The organism is Streptomyces griseorubiginosus, assembly GCF_001514195.1.
GTDB classification, from domain to species: domain Bacteria; phylum Actinomycetota; class Actinomycetes; order Streptomycetales; family Streptomycetaceae; genus Streptomyces; species Streptomyces griseorubiginosus.
Map to the genome: position 1 here is coordinate 465,407 of NZ_KQ948739.1, position 16,252 is coordinate 481,658.

At 71.7% G+C, this 16,252-nt stretch carries 14 protein-coding genes and 1 pseudogene; 7 read left to right on the forward strand and 8 right to left on the reverse strand.

Annotated features, from left to right (window positions below; genetic code table 11):
- Window positions 1-176: 176 nt before the first annotated feature.
- The gene (locus AQJ54_RS27850; protein WP_030322439.1) at window positions 177-392 is read right to left on the reverse strand and encodes an I78 family peptidase inhibitor; all 216 of its coding nucleotides are present in this window, start codon (window positions 390-392) and stop codon (window positions 177-179) included.
- Between the two features lie 365 nt (window positions 393-757).
- Here AQJ54_RS27850 and ctaD point away from each other — a divergent pair.
- Window positions 758-2,338: pseudogene (gene ctaD / locus AQJ54_RS27855) on the forward strand (aa3-type cytochrome oxidase subunit I); the annotation flags it as partial.
- Here the strand turns inward: ctaD and AQJ54_RS43885 are convergent.
- The gene (locus tag AQJ54_RS43885; protein WP_079070031.1) at window positions 2,337-3,425 is read right to left on the reverse strand and encodes a WYL domain-containing protein; all 1,089 of its coding nucleotides are present in this window, start codon (window positions 3,423-3,425) and stop codon (window positions 2,337-2,339) included. The pseudogene ctaD and the gene AQJ54_RS43885 overlap by 2 nt on opposite strands.
- A gap of 62 nt (window positions 3,426-3,487) precedes the next feature.
- Here AQJ54_RS43885 and AQJ54_RS27860 point away from each other — a divergent pair, with 62 nt between their 5' ends.
- Window positions 3,488-4,621 (forward strand): epoxide hydrolase family protein, encoded by a 1,134-nt coding sequence (locus AQJ54_RS27860; protein WP_062241814.1) that lies wholly within the window; start codon window positions 3,488-3,490, stop codon window positions 4,619-4,621.
- Between the two features lie 14 nt (window positions 4,622-4,635).
- Here AQJ54_RS27860 and AQJ54_RS27865 read toward each other — a convergent pair whose 3' ends face one another.
- Both AQJ54_RS27865 and AQJ54_RS27870 read right to left on the reverse strand, forming a co-directional pair.
- Window positions 4,636-5,928, reverse strand: coding sequence for an ABC transporter substrate-binding protein (locus tag AQJ54_RS27865; protein WP_062241816.1), 1,293 nt, complete (start codon window positions 5,926-5,928; stop codon window positions 4,636-4,638).
- Window positions 5,897-6,442: an MTB12 C-terminal domain-containing protein gene (locus AQJ54_RS27870; protein ID WP_425471542.1), complete on the reverse strand. Its 546-nt coding sequence runs from the start codon at window positions 6,440-6,442 to the stop codon at window positions 5,897-5,899. The genes AQJ54_RS27865 and AQJ54_RS27870 overlap by 32 nt, the downstream gene beginning before the upstream one ends.
- Before the next feature lie 132 nt (window positions 6,443-6,574).
- On the opposite strand from AQJ54_RS27870, the gene AQJ54_RS27875 reads away from it, so the two are divergent.
- Genes AQJ54_RS27875 through AQJ54_RS27885 form a run of 3 tightly spaced genes read left to right on the forward strand, consistent with a single transcriptional unit; the run spans window position 6,575 to window position 10,562 of the window.
- Window positions 6,575-7,051 carry a hypothetical protein gene (locus AQJ54_RS27875; RefSeq protein WP_062028785.1) on the forward strand — a complete coding sequence of 159 codons (477 nt, stop codon included), beginning with the start codon at window positions 6,575-6,577 and terminating at the stop codon, window positions 7,049-7,051.
- A complete protein-coding gene (locus tag AQJ54_RS27880; protein ID WP_062241819.1) occupies window positions 7,051-9,921 on the forward strand; it encodes an ABC transporter permease subunit in 2,871 nt (956 codons plus the stop codon). Before AQJ54_RS27875 ends, AQJ54_RS27880 begins: the two co-directional genes overlap by 1 nt.
- On the forward strand, window positions 9,918-10,562 hold the full coding sequence (locus AQJ54_RS27885) for an ABC transporter ATP-binding protein (protein WP_062028789.1): 645 nt from the start codon (window positions 9,918-9,920) through the stop codon (window positions 10,560-10,562). Before AQJ54_RS27880 ends, AQJ54_RS27885 begins: the two co-directional genes overlap by 4 nt.
- 84 nt (window positions 10,563-10,646) lie before the next feature.
- On the opposite strand, the gene AQJ54_RS27890 is transcribed toward AQJ54_RS27885, so the two are convergent.
- Window positions 10,647-11,288: a LysM peptidoglycan-binding domain-containing protein gene (locus AQJ54_RS27890; protein ID WP_062028796.1), complete on the reverse strand. Its 642-nt coding sequence runs from the start codon at window positions 11,286-11,288 to the stop codon at window positions 10,647-10,649.
- 504 nt (window positions 11,289-11,792) lie between these two features.
- Between AQJ54_RS27890 and AQJ54_RS27895 the strand changes: the two genes are divergently transcribed.
- A complete protein-coding gene (locus tag AQJ54_RS27895) occupies window positions 11,793-12,575 on the forward strand; it encodes a hypothetical protein (protein WP_020139414.1) in 783 nt (260 codons plus the stop codon).
- Window positions 12,576-12,747: 172 nt separating this feature from the next.
- Window positions 12,748-13,071, forward strand: coding sequence for a hypothetical protein (locus AQJ54_RS27900; protein ID WP_020139415.1), 324 nt, complete (start codon window positions 12,748-12,750; stop codon window positions 13,069-13,071).
- A gap of 54 nt (window positions 13,072-13,125) precedes the next feature.
- Here the strand turns inward: AQJ54_RS27900 and der are convergent, their stop codons facing one another.
- From der to cmk, 3 genes are all read right to left on the reverse strand, one after another.
- Window positions 13,126-14,616 (reverse strand): ribosome biogenesis GTPase Der, encoded by a 1,491-nt coding sequence (der, locus tag AQJ54_RS27905; protein ID WP_062241821.1) that lies wholly within the window; start codon window positions 14,614-14,616, stop codon window positions 13,126-13,128.
- Between the two features lie 79 nt (window positions 14,617-14,695).
- On the reverse strand, window positions 14,696-15,451 hold the full coding sequence (locus AQJ54_RS27910) for a lysophospholipid acyltransferase family protein (RefSeq protein WP_174856994.1): 756 nt from the start codon (window positions 15,449-15,451) through the stop codon (window positions 14,696-14,698).
- Window positions 15,409-16,095 (reverse strand): (d)CMP kinase, encoded by a 687-nt coding sequence (cmk, locus tag AQJ54_RS27915; protein ID WP_030322470.1) that lies wholly within the window; start codon window positions 16,093-16,095, stop codon window positions 15,409-15,411. Before cmk ends, AQJ54_RS27910 begins: the two co-directional genes overlap by 43 nt.
- Between the last annotated feature and the right edge of the window lie 157 nt (window positions 16,096-16,252).

Below are 16,252 nucleotides of genomic sequence, written 5' to 3' on the forward strand. Positions count from 1 at the left end.
GGCTCCCTCCCAGGAGCCGGGGCCTTCGTCGTCGTACCGGGAATCTCGCCCCCTCCGGCTACCGGGGACCTCGGCCCCTCCGGATGCCGGGAACCTGCGGACGCCGGGGACCTCAGCCCCTCCGGATACCGGGAACCTGCGGATACCGGGGATCCAGCCCCCCAGGTACCGGGATCTCAGCCCTTCCAGGCCCGCGCGACGAAGCCGTCCTTCACCTCGAAGTTCAGCCGGCCCGCGCGGTACTCCATCGTGATGATCGCCCCCGGCGGCAGCGACCGGACCGTCGGCCAGCCCCGCTCGCGCGCGATCCGCTCGGCGGCTGCGGAGTCGAGGCCGACATAGGTGTCCGGGCTGTCGTCGGGTTCGGCGGACGGTGTGGGAATGGGTGCCATGGCGCCACGCTAGGCCCTGCCCGGTGGCTGCGGAAGTCCGTACCCGGCCCCCCTCCTGTCACGCTTCTGTCACAGGATCAAGGTCCGCGTTTCCCTAGCGGTGCGTCACACGGACGGGCGTTTCCCTAGCCCTTCCGCGGGTATTCGAACGAAATTCCCGCGTGTCCCCCGACTTCCCCGAAAGGACTGTGAGAAGGCTGGGCGAAGAACAGCCGCGGCCCCTTTGCCCGCCTATACCGGATGGGGACCGGGAAGCTGACACCGCATAAGAAATACACGGTTCCGGCACAGAACCCCCTTACGCCCCCTGTCGCCGCGCACGACGGCGCGAGCATCATGGCGTGAGCCGAGCGAAGGGGCGAGCGATGGGGACGCAGACCGCGCAGGCGACGGCAGGACCCGTGCGGGCCAGGCGGCACAGGCGGCGCGGGCGGCTGGTCGTGGACTGGCTGACCACCACCGACCACAAGAAGATCGGCCACCTGTATCTGATCACGTCGTTCGTGTTCTTCCTGGTCGGCGGGGTCATGGCCCTGCTGATGCGCGCCGAGCTCGCCCGCCCCGGGCTCCAGATCATGGACAACCAGCAGTACAACCAGCTGTTCACGATGCACGGCACGATCATGCTGCTGCTGTTCGCGACCCCGAGCTTCGCGGGCTTCGCCAACGAGCTGATGCCGCTCCAGATCGGCGCCCCGGACGTGGCCTTCCCCCGGCTGAACATGCTGTCGTACTGGTTCTTCCTGTTCGGCGGGCTGATCGTGCTGGGGTCGCTGCTCGTGCCGACCGGCCCCGCCGCCTTCGGCTGGTTCGCCTACGCGCCCCTGAACAACTCCGCGCACTCCCCCGGCGTCGGCCCCGACCTGTGGACCATGGGCCTTGCGCTGGCCGGCTTCGGCACGATCCTCGGGGCGGTCAACTTCATCACCACGATCATCGGGATGCGCGCGCCCGGCATGACGATGTTCCGGATGCCGATCTTCACCTGGAACACCCTGTTCACGTCGATCCTGATCCTGCTGGCGTTCCCGGTGCTCGCGGCCGCCCTGCTGGTCCTGGAGGCGGACCGGCGCTTCGGCTCTCAGGTCTTCGAGGCGGGCAACGGCGGGGCGCTGCTGTGGCAGCACCTGTTCTGGTTCTTCGGGCATCCCGAGGTGTACATCATCGCGCTGCCGTTCTTCGGGATCATCACGGAGATCATCCCGGTCTTCAGCCGCAAGCCGATCTTCGGTTATCTGACGCTGGTGGCGGCGACGATGTCGATCACCGGACTGTCGATCGTGGTGTGGGCGCACCATATGTTCGTCACCGGCGCGGTGCTGCTCCCCTTCTTCTCCTTCATGAGCTTCCTGATCGCCGTCCCGACCGGAGTGAAGTTCTTCAACTGGACCGGGACCATGATCAAGGGCTCGCTGTCCTTCGAGACACCGATGCTGTGGGCCACGGGCTTCCTGGTGACGTTCCTGTTCGGCGGTCTGACCGGGGTGCTGCTGGCCTCGCCGCCGCTGGACTTCCATGTGTCGGACACCTACTTCGTGGTGGCGCACTTCCACTACGTCGTCTTCGGCACGGTCGTCTTCGCGATCTTCGCCGGCTTCTACTTCTGGTGGCCCAAGTTCACCGGGAAGCTGCTCGACGAACGGCTCGGCAAGATCCACTTCTGGACGCTGTTCGTGGGCTTCCACACCACGTTCCTGGTGCAGCACTGGCTGGGCGCTGAGGGCATGCCCCGCCGGTACGCGGACTATCTCGCCGCCGACGGCTTCACTGCCCTGAACACGGTCTCGACGATCGGCGCGTTCCTGCTCGGCATGTCGACGCTGCCGTTCCTCTACAACATCTGGAAGACCGCGAAGTACGGCGTGCCGGTCGAGGTGGACGACCCCTGGGGCTTCGGGCGCTCCCTGGAGTGGGCGACCTCCTGCCCGCCGCCGCGGCACAACTTCACGACGCTGCCGCGGATCCGTTCCGAGTCCCCGGCGTTCGACCTGCACCATCCGGAGTACGCGGCCCAGGCTCCGCAGCCGGAGCCGAAGAGCGAGCAAGCGAGCGAGCAAGCCGGTCACGAACCGTCCTGATCGCCTCGGTCAGCTCGGCGGGTTCCAGCACCTCGAACTCGAAGCCTGTCAGGACCACATGGATCACCATGACGTCGAGGCTGGAGGCGCCGGTGCGCAGGATGCAGCTGCCGGGCCCCTCCGCCTCCAGAACCCCGGCGCTCGGCGAGATCCGCTCGGCGGCCTCCTCGACGGGCACCAGCAGCCGTACGACCGCGTGCGAGGCGTACGCGCGCGTGGAGACGCCTCGCGAGACATAGGCGGCGAGGTCGTCGGCGGGCGGGGTGCGCGGGGTGAAGCGGGGGCCGTGCGGCGGCTTCGGGGTGATCCGGTCGACGCGGAAGGTCCGCCAGTCGTCGCGGTCGAGGTCCCAGGCGACCAGGTACCAGCGCCGCTCGCTGCACACCAGGCGGTGCGGTTCGACGGTACGGCGGCTGGCGGCGCCCATGGGGGTCCCCCCGGTCGAGGTTGTTCGAGACTGGGGGCGGTCGCTGTACTCGAAGCGCAGGCGCTCGGCGTCCCGGCACAGGTGGGCGAGCTCGGTGAGGACGGCCGGGTCGACGGCGGAGGGCTGGGGGCCGCGGAGCATCGGCACGGTGAAGGCGTTCAGGGCACCCACCCGGCGGCGCAGCCGGCCCGGCAGGACCTGCTCCAGCTTGGCGAGGGCCCGCACCGAGGTCTCGCCGATGCCCTCGATGCCCTGGCCCGCGGCGGTGCGCAGTCCGACGGCGACCGCGACGGCCTCGTCGTCGTCCAGGAGCAGCGGGGGCAGCTCAGCGCCCGCGCCCAGCTGGTAGCCGCCGCCGGTGCCGGGGCTGGCGTTGACGGGGTAGCCCAGCTCGCGCAGCCGGTCCACGTCCCGGCGCACGGTGCGCGGGGTGACGCCGAGGCGTTCGGCGAGGGCGGCGCCGGACCAGTCGCGGTGGGCCTGGAGGAGCGAGAGCAGGCGCAGCAGTCGTGCCGAGGTCTCCAGCATGGGGCCGAGTCTGCCAGTCATCGCGGACAGTAGCTGTCCGCAAGTCTTCCTACCTTGGACTCATGGCAGACGACAGCGTGCACAGCCACCGGATCGACATCCCGCAGGCCCAGCTCGACGACCTGCACACCCGCCTGGACCTCACCCGCTGGCCGGACGAACTCCCGGACGCCGGCTGGGCGTACGGCGCCTCCCTGCCGTATCTGCGCGATCTCGCCGGGTACTGGCGGAACGCCTACGACTGGCGCAAGCACGAGGCCGCCCTCAACGAACTCCCGCAGTTCGTCACCGAGATCGACGGCGCCCGGGTGCACTTCCTGCACATCCGCTCCGCCCGCGAGGACGCGCTCCCGCTGATCCTGACGCACGGCTGGCCGGGGTCGATCGTGGAGTTCCTCGGCGTGATCGGCTCCCTGAGCGAGGACTTCCACCTGGTGATCCCGTCCATCCCGGGCTTCGGCTTCTCCGGGCCCACCCGTGACAAGGGCTGGAACGTCAACCGGGTCGCCCGCGCCTGGGCGGAGCTGATGCGCAGGCTCGGCTACGAGCGGTACGGCGCCCACGGCGGCGACATGGGCGCGCTGATCTCCCCCGCGCTCGCCCGCGTCGCCCCCGAGTCCGTGGTCGGCGTCCATGTGAACGCCGCCTCGGTCGGCTTCATCCCGCTCGGCCCGGTCGACGAGGAGGCACGGCAGGGGCTGACCGAGCGCGAGCTGAGGAGCCTCGCGAGCATCGCCGACTTCACCACGGACGGCTTCGGCTACAACGTCCTCCAGTCGACCCGCCCGCAGACCCTGTCGTACGGCCTGACCGACTCGCCCGTCGGCCAACTGGCCTGGATCATGGAGAAGTTCCAGGCGTGGACGCACTCCTCAGCGGCCCTGCCGGAGGACGCGGTCGACCGGGACACCCTGCTCACCAACGTGATGCTGTACTGGCTGACCGGCACGGCCGGTTCCGCGGCCCGCATGTACTACGAGAACAGCCATGTGCCCGACTGGTTCCCGACGTCGGACTCGGGGGTGCCGACCGCGGTGGCCAACTTCGGCGAGGACGTGGCGATCCGCCGCTGGGCCGAGCAGGCCAACACCGTGGTCCGCTGGACGGAGTTCGACCGCGGCGGCCACTTCGCCGCCCTGGAGGTCCCGGAGTTGCTGTCCGGCGACATCAGGGAGTTCTTCGGCGCACTGCGCTGAGGGACACCGACAGGTCACTGCTGGTAGGACAGTTGCGGAACGTCGAAGCAGGTGTCGTTCATGTCGCCCTGGGAGACCCAGCCGCGGCCGTCCTTCCAGCGGGCCACCGAGAGACAGGTCTCGCGGTGCTCCGGCGGCTCGGAGAGGCGCTCGAACCTGACGGGGACGAGGAGTCCGTCCGCGGTCCAGCCCTGGCTGCGGTTCATGTACGCGTCGACACACGCGCGCGTGATGCCCTGTTCCGCGCACGACCTCGCCGCGTCGGTGAACCACATCGCGGCCGCCCAGCCCTCCAGTTGCCATTGGGAGTGCGTCCGGAGGCCTTTCGTGGCGTCCCTGAAGGCGCGGACGGCCGCATTGCCGGTGTCCTGGAAGTTCCTGCTGGATCCGGTGGCCCACAGGGCGTTGCGGCAGCGCGGGGCGTCCCTGTAGTCGTCGGGCACGGTGGAGGTCCAGTTCTGCACGTTGGTGACCTTGGCGGTGACCTCGACCCCGGCCCGGTCCATCGCCTCGCACAGCTGGGCGTTGCCATGGCTGTCGACGGCGTCGAAGACCAGGTCGACGCCCTGCTCCTTCAGATCGGCCGCCACGGCACGGAAGTTGGGCAGCGCGAAGTCGACCTGCTCGGTGACCACCTGGTAGCCCTCGGCCCTCAGCCCCTGCTCGACGAGCCGTGCGTAGGCGACGGAGGCGGCCTGGTTGTACGACACGACAGCGGCCGTACGGGCCCCGTGCTCGCGCTTGAAGTAGCGGTAGACCTCGGTGCCGCCGTACTGCTTGCCGCCCCAGCCGGTGGTGCCGTCGCGGGGCGCGAGGCTGCCGTAGATGCCGTAAAGGTGCGGCCAGGTGTCGTAGGCGGCGCCGATGGGCTGACCGCCGATGTCGGGCACGCGCGCGTGGGAGACGCGGGAGGCGCCCGCGTAGTCGAGGGCGGTGGTCGCGACCAGGGCGACCACCTTGTCCTCGTCGAGCAGCCGGTGCACACAGGTGTTGTTGCCGACGCCGCTGCCGCCGTCGTCGCACTCGCGCACCTCGACCCTGCGTCCGTCGACGCCCCCGCGCGCGTTGAGCCGCTCGAAGTACGCCTTGGCCCCGTCGCGGGGGCCGGTGAAGGCGTCGCCGCCGACCGGGCTGGTGGCGCTGGTGACGATCCCGACCCGGATCGGCCCGGCGTCCTGGGCGGGACCGGCGCGCTCCCGGTGCTCGAAGTCGCTCTCCGGCAGCCGGCTGCCGCACGCCGTGCCCACCGCGAGCAGCAGCACCGCGAGGGCGGCCTCAGCAGCCCGGCAGCGCCGACGCCGTGGCATTGCCGCTCAACTGGACCAGTGCGCACAGGGTGTTGACCGACACCTTCCAGTGGCCGCCCTCCTCGACCGCCGTGCCGGAGGCGTCCGGCAGGGCCGTGGCGCCGTTCAGGAGCAGGGTGTACGTCACGGTCGCCTGGTCCGGTTTCGTGAACTGCACCTTGGTGACCTGCGCCTTCACCTGCCCGCCCCGCTGGTCACCGCTGAACGCCCGCAGCACCGGCCCCATCTCGTCGCCGTTCTCCAGGACGGCCTGCTTGTCCTTGGTCGAGGTCTTCGGGTCGAAGAACTTCTGCCAGTTCGTCGTGATCTCGCGCCGGGCGGCCGCCGCGTCGGCGGGTCCGCCGGTCGACGGGGCCGCGGACGGTGTGCTCCGCTCCACCGAGGGCGTCGGCGGCGGGCTCTCGCTGCCGCCGCCGCTGTCGTCGCTGCACGCCGAGAGGGCCACGGCGAGGACGAACCCCGCCACCAGCCCCCGGCTGCCGTTCCTCCACGTGCGGTCGCTCCCGAGAACCATCTGGCTCACCACCACCGGGTGTCGGTCCGGGCCACGTGCGCCCAGTGCTTTCAGGGTCAGCTTCAAGAAGGCATAGTGCAAGCGATGGGTGGACTTGCACAGGGTCAGGCACGCGACATGTGGGAGCCAGAGATGCGGACAGCCCGACTGCGGACCGTGCACCCCGTCCTCTGGGCCGGCTGGGCCGCCCTCGCCGCGGGCGCGGTGCTCTGCGTCCTCGGCTGGTACGGCGTCTCGGGCGAGCGCTACGCCGAACGGCAGCTGCCCTACCTCGCCTCCTGCACGGTGCCCGGAGCCGCGCTGATCGTCGCCGGCGCCGTCCTCCTCACCCACGGCCGGGGCGCGCTGGCCGCCACCCGCGTGGAGGAGCTGTACGGCCTCCTGGTCGCCGCGGACCCCGGCCCCGCGGAGGACTCCGGCACGGCGGCCGGGGCGCCCCTCGCGGTGAGCGGGGACCTGCTGATGGTGCCCGGCGGCACGCTCTGGCACCGCGCGGACTGCCCGCTGGTCTCCGGGAAGGCGGAGGCGGTCCCGGTGGACGCCAAGCTCCTGGCGAGCGGGGAGCTGGGCCCCTGCCCGATCTGCGAGCCCGTCGAAGAGACCGACTGATGTCCTCGCTGACCTGGGACCTCACCCTGGCCGGTCTGTCGGTCGGCAGCGCCGCCGCGCTCACCGGGGTCGGCCTGATCGTGACGTACCGCGCGACCGGGGTGCTGAACTTCGCGCACGGGGCGATCGCGATGGTGTGCGCGTATGTGCTGCGGCAGTGGGTGGTGGAGTGGGGCCGCCCGCTGTGGGCCGGGGCGGCGCTGACCCTCCTGGTGCTGGCTCCGGGCCTGGGAGTGGTGCTGGAGCGTCTCGTCTTCCGCCCGCTGTCCGTCCTGGGCGGCGATCCGGCCCAGACCCTGGTGGCCTCCATCGGGGTGTTCGTGCTGCTGGTGGGCGGGGCCGCGCTGCTGTGGGGTCAGGGCGCCCGGGACGACGCCCCGGAGCTGGTGGCGGCCGACCCCTGGGGGCAGTTGGCGATCGTCCTGGTCCTGGCCCTCGGGGTGGGCGCGGTGATCCGCCGGACGCGCTTCGGGCGGGAGCTGCGGGCGGTGGTGGACGACCGGCGGCTGGCCGTGCTCGGCGGGATCGACGCCGACCGGGTGGCGGCAGCAGGCTGGGCGTTCGGGTCGTTCACGGCGGGCCTGACGGGCGTGCTGCTGGCTCCCTACGTCCGCCTGGACCCCTACGGCCTGCCGCTGCTCGTCATGGAGGTGCTCGCGGTCGCGGTGGCGGCACGGATGCGGAGCCTGCCGGTGGCCGTCCTGGTGGCCCTGACGATCGGGGTCGCCCAGAGCCAGTTGACGAGGCTGCACCCGTCGGGCTGGGGCGCACCGCTGCTCCAGGCGGTGGGCGCGAACCTCTTCGTCGTGGCCCTGCTGATCGCGTCCCTGGTGCTCCCCGGCGTCGGCACCCGTGACGGTCTGCCGCGGACGGCCACCGCGCGCGTGCCGACGCCGCCGGGCGCGTGGATCGTGGCGGCGGTGCTGTTCCTGCTCCCGCTGGGCTTCGCCGGGCCGGACCTGCACACGTCGGTCCAGGTCCCGGCGCTGGGTGTGGTGCTGCTCTCGCTGGTGGTGGTGACGGGCAGAGGCGGCCAGATCTCCCTCGGGCAGGCGGCCTACGCGGGGCTGGGAGCCCTGTTCACCGCGCTCCTCGCCGCGGGCCGTTTCCCGGGCCTGCCCCGGCTGCCGGAACTGGCGGCCCTCGCACTCGCGGTGTTTCTGGTGGCTCCCCTGGGCCTCCTGACCGGGTGGCCGGCGATCACCCGTCGTGGCCTGGCACTGGCCCTCGCGACCTTCGCGGTCGGCGTCGGCGTGAGCCGCTTCGTCTTCGCCCAGCCGTACGCCACGTCCGGCCTCACCCTGGGCCGCCCCCGGGGCTTCGACGGCGACCGGGCGTACTACGTCCTGGAGCTGGCCCTGCTGACACTGGCCCTGCTGGCGACCCACGCCTTGCGCAGGGGTCGCACGGGCCGGGCCCTGGCCGCCCTGCGCGACCACGAGCAGGGCGCGTCGGCGGCGGGCGTCCGGGTCCCCGCCCTGAAGCTGCTGGCCTTCGTGGCGGGCGCGGCCCTGGCCGCCCTGGGCGGCGGAATGCTCGCCATGGGTCTGCGCGCCTTCGACCCTTCGGCCTACGACCCCGTCCGCAGCCTCCTCTGGTTCGCCGCGGTGACGGTCCTGGGCGCCGACAGCACCCTGGGCGCGCTGGCGGCGGCGGCCCTGCTGGTCGGCCTGGACGCGGGAGCACGGGGCGGGGTGGCGGCGGCCCTGATCGGGGTGCTGGCGGTCCTGGTGGGCCGCTTCCCCGGGGGCCCGTACGACGCCCTCCGAACCCTGACGGAACGCCTGCGGCCACCCCGGCGGACAGGATTGACCCCGCTGGGCTCCCGCGTGCGGCACCGCCTCAGGACGACACCCGGCGCACAGGCACAGACACCAGCGGGGGCACCGGCACCAGGGCCCACCCCGACACCGGCACAGGCATCAGGACCGGCGCCAGCAGAGACACCGGCACCGGCACCGGTATCAAGACCGGCACGAGCACCCGCACCCGTCGGCGTACCCGCCCCGTCCCCCGACGCCACGCCCGCCCCCGACCACGCCACCGCGCCCCACCACACAGCCGCACCCGCCGACGGCGCTGCACCCCCACAGGGGCCACCCGCACCACCCGACCGCGATTCCCGTACGGGTGGTGCGGGTGGGAACACAAGGACGAACCCGGCCGAAGGCCGGGGAGTCCTCACCGCCCACGACCTCCACGCCCGCTACGACGGCTTCACCGCCCTCGCCGGAGTCGACCTCACCGTCCCCCCAGGCAGAATCACCGCGATCATCGGCCCCAACGGAGCCGGAAAGAGCACCCTCTTCCACTGTCTGGCGGGAACACTCCGCCCCACCCGAGGCCAAGTCCGCCACAACGCCCGGAACATCACCCACCTGTCCCCCCACGCCCGCACCCGCCTGGGAATCGCCCGCACCTTCCAGCAACTCGCCGTCTTCCCCACCCTGACCGTCACCGAGAACGTCCGGCTCGGCGCGGAACAGGGCCACATCGAAGACCCGTCGGCCACGGACCGCGCACTGAGACTCCTGCGCCTCGACGGCCCCCTCCGGGACGCCCCCGCCGCCGGCCTCCCCACCGGCACCCTCCGCCGGGTCGAACTCGCCAGAGCCCTCGCCGGCACCCCGAGCGTCCTCCTCCTCGACGAACCCGCCGCCGGCCTGGACACCGCCGAAGTGGCCGCCCTCACCCGCGTCCTGAGAGCCCTGGCCGCCGACGGCACGGCCCTCCTCGTCGTCGAGCACGACCTGGACCTGGTCGCCGACCTCGCGGACGTGGTGCACGTGATGACCGCGGGCCGCATCGTCGCCTCCGGGCCCCCGGCCCACGTACTGGACACCCTCGACGCCCGGGAGACGGCCGTATGAACGGAATCTCCCTGCGCCACGCGCGCGTGCGCTACGGCCCCTTGGAGGCCCTGCACGGCATCACCCTCACCGCCCCCGCCCCCGGCCTCACCGTCCTGCTGGGCCGCAACGGTTCCGGCCGTACGACCACCCTGCGCGCCCTGGCCGGAACAGTGCAGCTCACCGACGGCCGCGTGGTGTGGGACGGCACCGACGTGACCCGTGTCCCGGCAGACGAGCGGGCCCGGCGCGGGCTGTGCCTGGTCCCCGAGCGCCAGGCGGTGTTCGGCTCGCTCACCGTCCGCGAGAACCTCGAACTCGCCGCGCCCGCCCACGACCTCGCCCTGGACGCCTACCCGCAGCTGGCCCCGCTCCTTGCCCGCCGCGCCGGCACCCTCTCCGGCGGCGAGCAGCGCATGCTCGCCCTCTCCCGCGCCTTCCTGGCACGCGCACGCGTGGTCCTCGTCGACGAACCCGCGCAGGGCATGTCCCCGGCGGTCGCGGACCGCACGTACGAGCTCCTCGCCGCGCTGGACGCGTGTGTGGTGGTGGCCGAGCAGCGGCTCCCGCCCGCGCTGCTCGGTAGGCCGACGATCGTGTACGAACTGCGGCGCGGCACGGTCGTGTTCGCCGGAGAGGCAGCGGAACTGCGGCCGAGGTGAACCAGACGGAGCGCCCGCATGCGGGCGGGGCCCCGCCCGGCCGAAGGACGGCCGGACGGGGCCCGCTGCCCGCTACGGGGTGTCTCAGATCTCGAGGCGCTGCCCGGGCACGATCAGATCGGGATCGGCACCGATGACGGCCTTGTTGAGGGCGTAGAGCCGCTGCCAGGTGGTCCCGTGCCGGGTGGCGACCTTGCTCAGCGTGTCGCCGGTGCGGACGGTGTAGTCGCCGCGGGACGCGCTGCGGTTGGTGTGGCCCTCCGAACGGACCGGCTTCTTCACCGGCTTGGCGGGAGCGGCCTTGGTCGAGGACGAGCTCTCCGCGGAGCCGGAGGAGGCGGCGGGCGCGCCGCCGTACGCCCCGGCCCGGGTCGAGCAGGTCGGCCAGGCGCCCCAGCCCTGGGCGTTCTGGACCTTGGTGGCCACGGCGATCTGCTGTGACTTGGTGGCCTGGTCGGCGGTGGGCGCGTAGGCCGTACCGCCGTACGCGCGCCAGGTGCCGGCGGAGAACTGGAGTCCTCCGTAGTAGCCGTTGCCGGTGTTGATGTGCCAGTTCCCGCCGCTCTCGCACTGGGCGATGCGGTCCCACACTCCGCCGTCCGCCGCAACGGAGTTGCCGGCCGCGGCCAGCAGTCCGAGGGGGGCGAGCAGGGCGGCCCCGGCGAGGGCCGCGGTGGTCCGGGTCTTACGAGCGCTGTCGCGCGTGGTATCGGCACATTCGGACATGTGATTCCCTCTCGAACAACCCGGGGTCCCCCAAGGCGGGGCGCGCTCCCGGCACAGGGGCCGGGTGGTCGCGCTCCGCCCCGTCCGCCGAAGGTGGTGCGAAGTGCTGGCTTGGTGCGTCGGCGGACGTTCCCGAGCGGTGCTCGCTGCACACGGCGGAGGAATGTAGAGAGCCTGTGGAGGCGACAGCAACCAACTCCTCGTCGTACCAGGTCAGTTGATGGTTACCGCGGGTATCGGCATGTTCCGGCCACCCACTTCTTCAGTGGATTTCCTGATTTGTCGAACAGGACCGTTGCCATTCTGTGACCCGGTTCACGCAACCAACTCCCTTGACCTCCCCTCTACTTGACGCTGAGTGCCCGATTGCGCACCCGCGGTGACCCTGCGCGCTGGATGGTTCGATTCCGTTCGCCCTGAAGCGTGACTCCGGCCACAGATCACCCGTTGTCTTCTTCATGAGCCCGGGACCCGCCCGAGCACCACATCCCGAGGGAGCCACCCGTGCCGCGCATGCTCGACGTCAGCGACGAGGTACGTGCCGAGATCGGCGACGAAGAAGCCGACCGGCTGCTCGCCGGCGAGAACGCCCCCGGCAGTTACGATTGCACGTCCTGCCGCACCCAGGGCGACTCCGAACAGGAGCGCACCAGCACCGTCCTGTTCATCGGCGACGAGACCGCCGTCCTGGCCTTCGCCCACGCCACCTGCCTGCCCTCCCAGGTCGTCCAGGTCACCGAGGAGCAGCTCCAGGGCGCGGTGAAGTCCATCACCGGCGACACCGTGGACCTCGACCCGGACAAGGTCGCACCCGAGCAGGCGGTGCTCGGGGTGACCAGCGGACTCGTCCTGATCGCCGGGGAGTTGCACCCGGCGCTGGTCGTGGAACCGACCGGGCCGATCGTGCGGCCGGGCGCGACGGGACTCGGCGACGACTTCCTGCCGCTGCTCATCGAGCAGGGGTTCATGCCGCTGACCACGATCGACTCGGTGCCGTCGGTGCTGCACGGCTGGTCGGTGCTGCTGGCGGTGGGCCAGCTGCACGCGGTGCTCCAGCCGTCGGCCAACGGCGGCCAGCCGGTGGCCTGGTGGCAGGCGCACCAGCCGCTCCAGGTCACCGAGAGCTGGCGGGCGGCCGCGAACAAGCACCAGCAGGTGCTGATGTTCGCCGCCCCGGTGGGCTCCATCGGCCGCCAGCCGCGCGAGGACCTGCTCCGGGACGCCCTCGACAAGGCCGCGGCCAACGGGAAGCTGGTGGCCGCCGCGATGCCCCTGGCCGGGACGTGAGGGTCCGCCCGGCCGGGGCCTGAAGGTCCGCCTCGCCGGGGCGTGAAGGTCCGCCTCGCCGGGACGTGAAGGTCCGCCTCGCCGGGGCGTGAAGGTCCGCCTCGCCGGGACGTGCGGGTGCCCCCTGATCACGCACCCGCATCCCTGAAGTCCCGCGGTCGTTTGGACATACGTGCACCCATACGACGCTCCGCGCCGGTTTCCCGGCGGACCATCGGCCACGCCGATCTACGACGCGCTCTACTCCGAGTACGTCAAGACCTTCCGTTCGCTGCCGGGTGACCGCAGCGGCGAGGAGGAGCTGGGCTTCACCGCGTTCGGGAACACCCCGCACGCCTCGGGCTCGTTCAGCAGCTCGTACAGCGCCTACAGCGCGGGGGCGTTCAGCGCCCGCCAGCAGTCGCAGTGGCAGCGGGTGGGTCACATCGGGCAGCAGCACACCGGGATGCACCACGTCCCGGCGGCGCTGCCGCCCGGCCCGCGCAGAGGGATCTGAGGCATGAGTGAGGGGGCGGTCCCGGTCGGGACCGCCCCCTCACTCATGCCCGCGTCACTTCTTCTTGGTGTTCTTGGCGCCGCGCTTCTCGCGCACCCGCACCGAGATGTGGATCGGGGTGCCCTCGAAGCCGAACTCCTCGCGCAGCCGGCGCTCGATGAACCGCCGGTAGCCCGCCTCGATGAACCCGGAGGCGAAGAGCACGAACCGCGGCGGCTTGGTGCCGGCCTGGGTGCCGAAGAGGATGCGCGGCTGCTTGCCACCCCGGATCGGGTGCGGGTGGGCGGCGACCAGCTCGCCGAGGAAGGCGTTGAGGCGACCGGTGGGGACCCGCGTCTCCCAGCCCGCCAGGGCCGTCTCGATCGCCGGGACCAGCTTCTCCATGTGCCGTCCGGTCTTCGCCGAGACGTTCACGCGCGGGGCCCAGGCGATCTGGCCGAGCTCGGTCTCGATCTCCCGCTCCAGGTAGTAGCGGCGCTCCTCGTCGAGGGTGTCCCACTTGTTGTAGGCGACGACGATGGCACGGCCCGCGTCCACGGCCATGGTGACGATCCGCTGGTCCTGCACGGAGATGGACTCGGAGCCGTCGATCAGGATGACCGCGACCTCGGCCTTCTCGACGGCGGCCGCGGTCCGCAGCGAGGCGTAGTAGTCGGCGCCCTGCTGGAGGTGGACCCGCTTGCGGATACCCGCGGTGTCGACGAACTTCCAGGTGACACCGCCGAGTTCGATCAGCTCGTCGACCGGGTCACGGGTGGTGCCGGCCAGCTCGTTGACGACGACCCGCTCCTCGCCGGCCACCTTGTTCAGCAGCGAGGACTTGCCGACGTTCGGGCGGCCGATCAGCGCGATCCGGCGGGGGCCGCCGATCCCGGTGGCGCCGAAGGTCTGCTCGGGCGCCTCCGGCAGGGCCTCCAGGACCGCGTCCAGCATGTCGCCGGTGCCCCGGCCGTGCAGCGCGGACACGGGGTGCGGCTCGCCGAGACCCAGGGACCACAGATAGGCCGCGTCGGACTCACCGCTCAGTCCGTCCACCTTGTTGGCGGCCAGCACCACGGGCTTGCCGGCCTTGCGCAGCAGTCGTACGACCGCCTCGTCGGTGTCGGTGGCGCCCACCTTGGCGTCGACGACGAACACGACGGCGTCGGCGGCCTCGATCGCGAACTCGGCCTGCGCGGCGACGGAGGCGTCGATGCCGAAGACGTCCTGCTCCCAGCCGCCGGTGTCGACGACCTTGAAGCGGCGCCCGGACCACTCGGCCTCGTAGGTCACGCGGTCGCGGGTGACACCGGGCTTGTCCTCGACGACGGCCTCGCGGCGCCCGATGATGCGGTTCACGAGGGTCGACTTGCCGACATTGGGGCGGCCGACGACGGCGAGCACGGGCAGCGGCCCGTGACCGGCCTCCTCGATGGCACCTTCGACGTCCTCGACGTCGAAGCCCTCTTCCGCGGCGAGCTCCATGAACTCCGCGAACTCGGCATCGCCAAGCGCCCCGTGGTCGTGCAACTCGCCCGAGCCCTCGGAGTGGATGTGGTCGTTCATGAAGTCCGTACCTCGTTCATCGTGGTGATCGGTGGAACCGCCGGCCCTTTCGCCGGTCTGATCCACTACTCAGTGTCGCCTAGCGCCCGGTCAGGCGCCTGGCGTTTTCCAGGTGGCTGCTCAGCTGCTTCTGGATGCGTTCGGTCGCCTCGTCCAGCGCCTTGCGCGTTCGCCGCCCGCTGCCGTCGCCCGCTTCGAAGGGGTCCCCGAAGACGACGTCGACCCGGCTGCGCAGCGGAGGCAGCCCCTTTATCAACCGTCCGCGCTTCTCGGAGCTTCCCAGCACCGCGACCGGGACGATCGGCGCCCCGCTGCGTACGGCGAAATAGGCGAGCCCGGCGCGCAGCGCGGCGAAGTCACCCTCGCCGCGGGTGCCCTCCGGGAAGATCCCGAGGACACCGCCGGCCGACAGGACGTCCAGGGCCTGGGTGATGGCCGTACGGTCGGCGCCCGAGCGGTCGACCTTGACCTGTCCGATGCCGAGCAGGAACGGATCCAGCGGACCGACGAACGCCTCCTTCTTGATCAGGAAGTGCGTCGGCCGGGGCGCCACACCCATGACCATCGGACCGTCGATGTTGTGGGAGTGGTTGACGGCGAGGATCGCGGGACCGGTCGCGGGCATCCGCCAGGCGCCGAGCACCCGCGGCTTCCACAGCCCGTACATCAGGCCGACGCCGATCCGCCGCCCGACCTCGGCACCCCGCTCCGAAGGAACAGTCCTCTTCGAAGGAACAGTCCGCTCCGAAGGAACGGTCCGCTCCGAAGGAGCCCTGCCCGATGAGTCCCCGCTCACTTCCCGGCCCGCTTCTCCTCGACGAGAGTCACGACACACTCGATGACCTGCGCGAGGGTGAGCTCGGTGGTGTCCACCTCGACCGCGTCGTCCGCCTTGGCGAGCGGCGAGGTCTTCCGGCTGGAGTCGGCCGCGTCCCGCTTGATCAGGGCCTCGCGGGTGGCCTGGACGTCGGCGCCCTTGAGCTCACCGCTGCGGCGGGCGGCGCGCGCCTCCGGCGAGGCGGTGAGGAAGATCTTGAGGTCGGCGTCGGGCAGCACGGTGGTGCCGATGTCCCGCCCCTCGACGACGATGCCCTTCTCCGCGGAGGTCGCGAGCGAGCGCTGGAGCTCGGTGATCCGGGCCCGCACCTCGGGCACCGCGCTCACGGCGCTGACCTTGGAGGTGACCTCCTGGGTGCGGATCGGACCGGCCACGTCCGTGCCGTCGACCGTGATCGTGGGGTTCTCCGGGTCGGTGCCGGAGACGATCTCCGCCTTGCCGGCCACTGCGGCGATCGCGGTCGGGTCGTCGATGTCGATCCCGTTGTTCACCATCCACCAGGTGATCGCCCGGTACTGGGCGCCGGTGTCCAGGTAGCTCAGCCCCAGCTGCGCGGCGACAGCCTTCGAGGTGCTCGACTTGCCCGTGCCGGAGGGGCCGTCGATGGCGACAATCACGGGCTGGGCGGCGCCGTTTTCCACGGGGGGACACCTTTCGGGTGCGTCTGGCGGATGGTGTGAGGGCGCGACTGTGCCCCGCACCAGGTTACTGGGTGCGCGTCACTCGTCCGGACGCGCACCGAAGGGTGGACCGGTCACGGGTACCGGGCGTGAGGACCAGACGCGAGGACCGGCCACA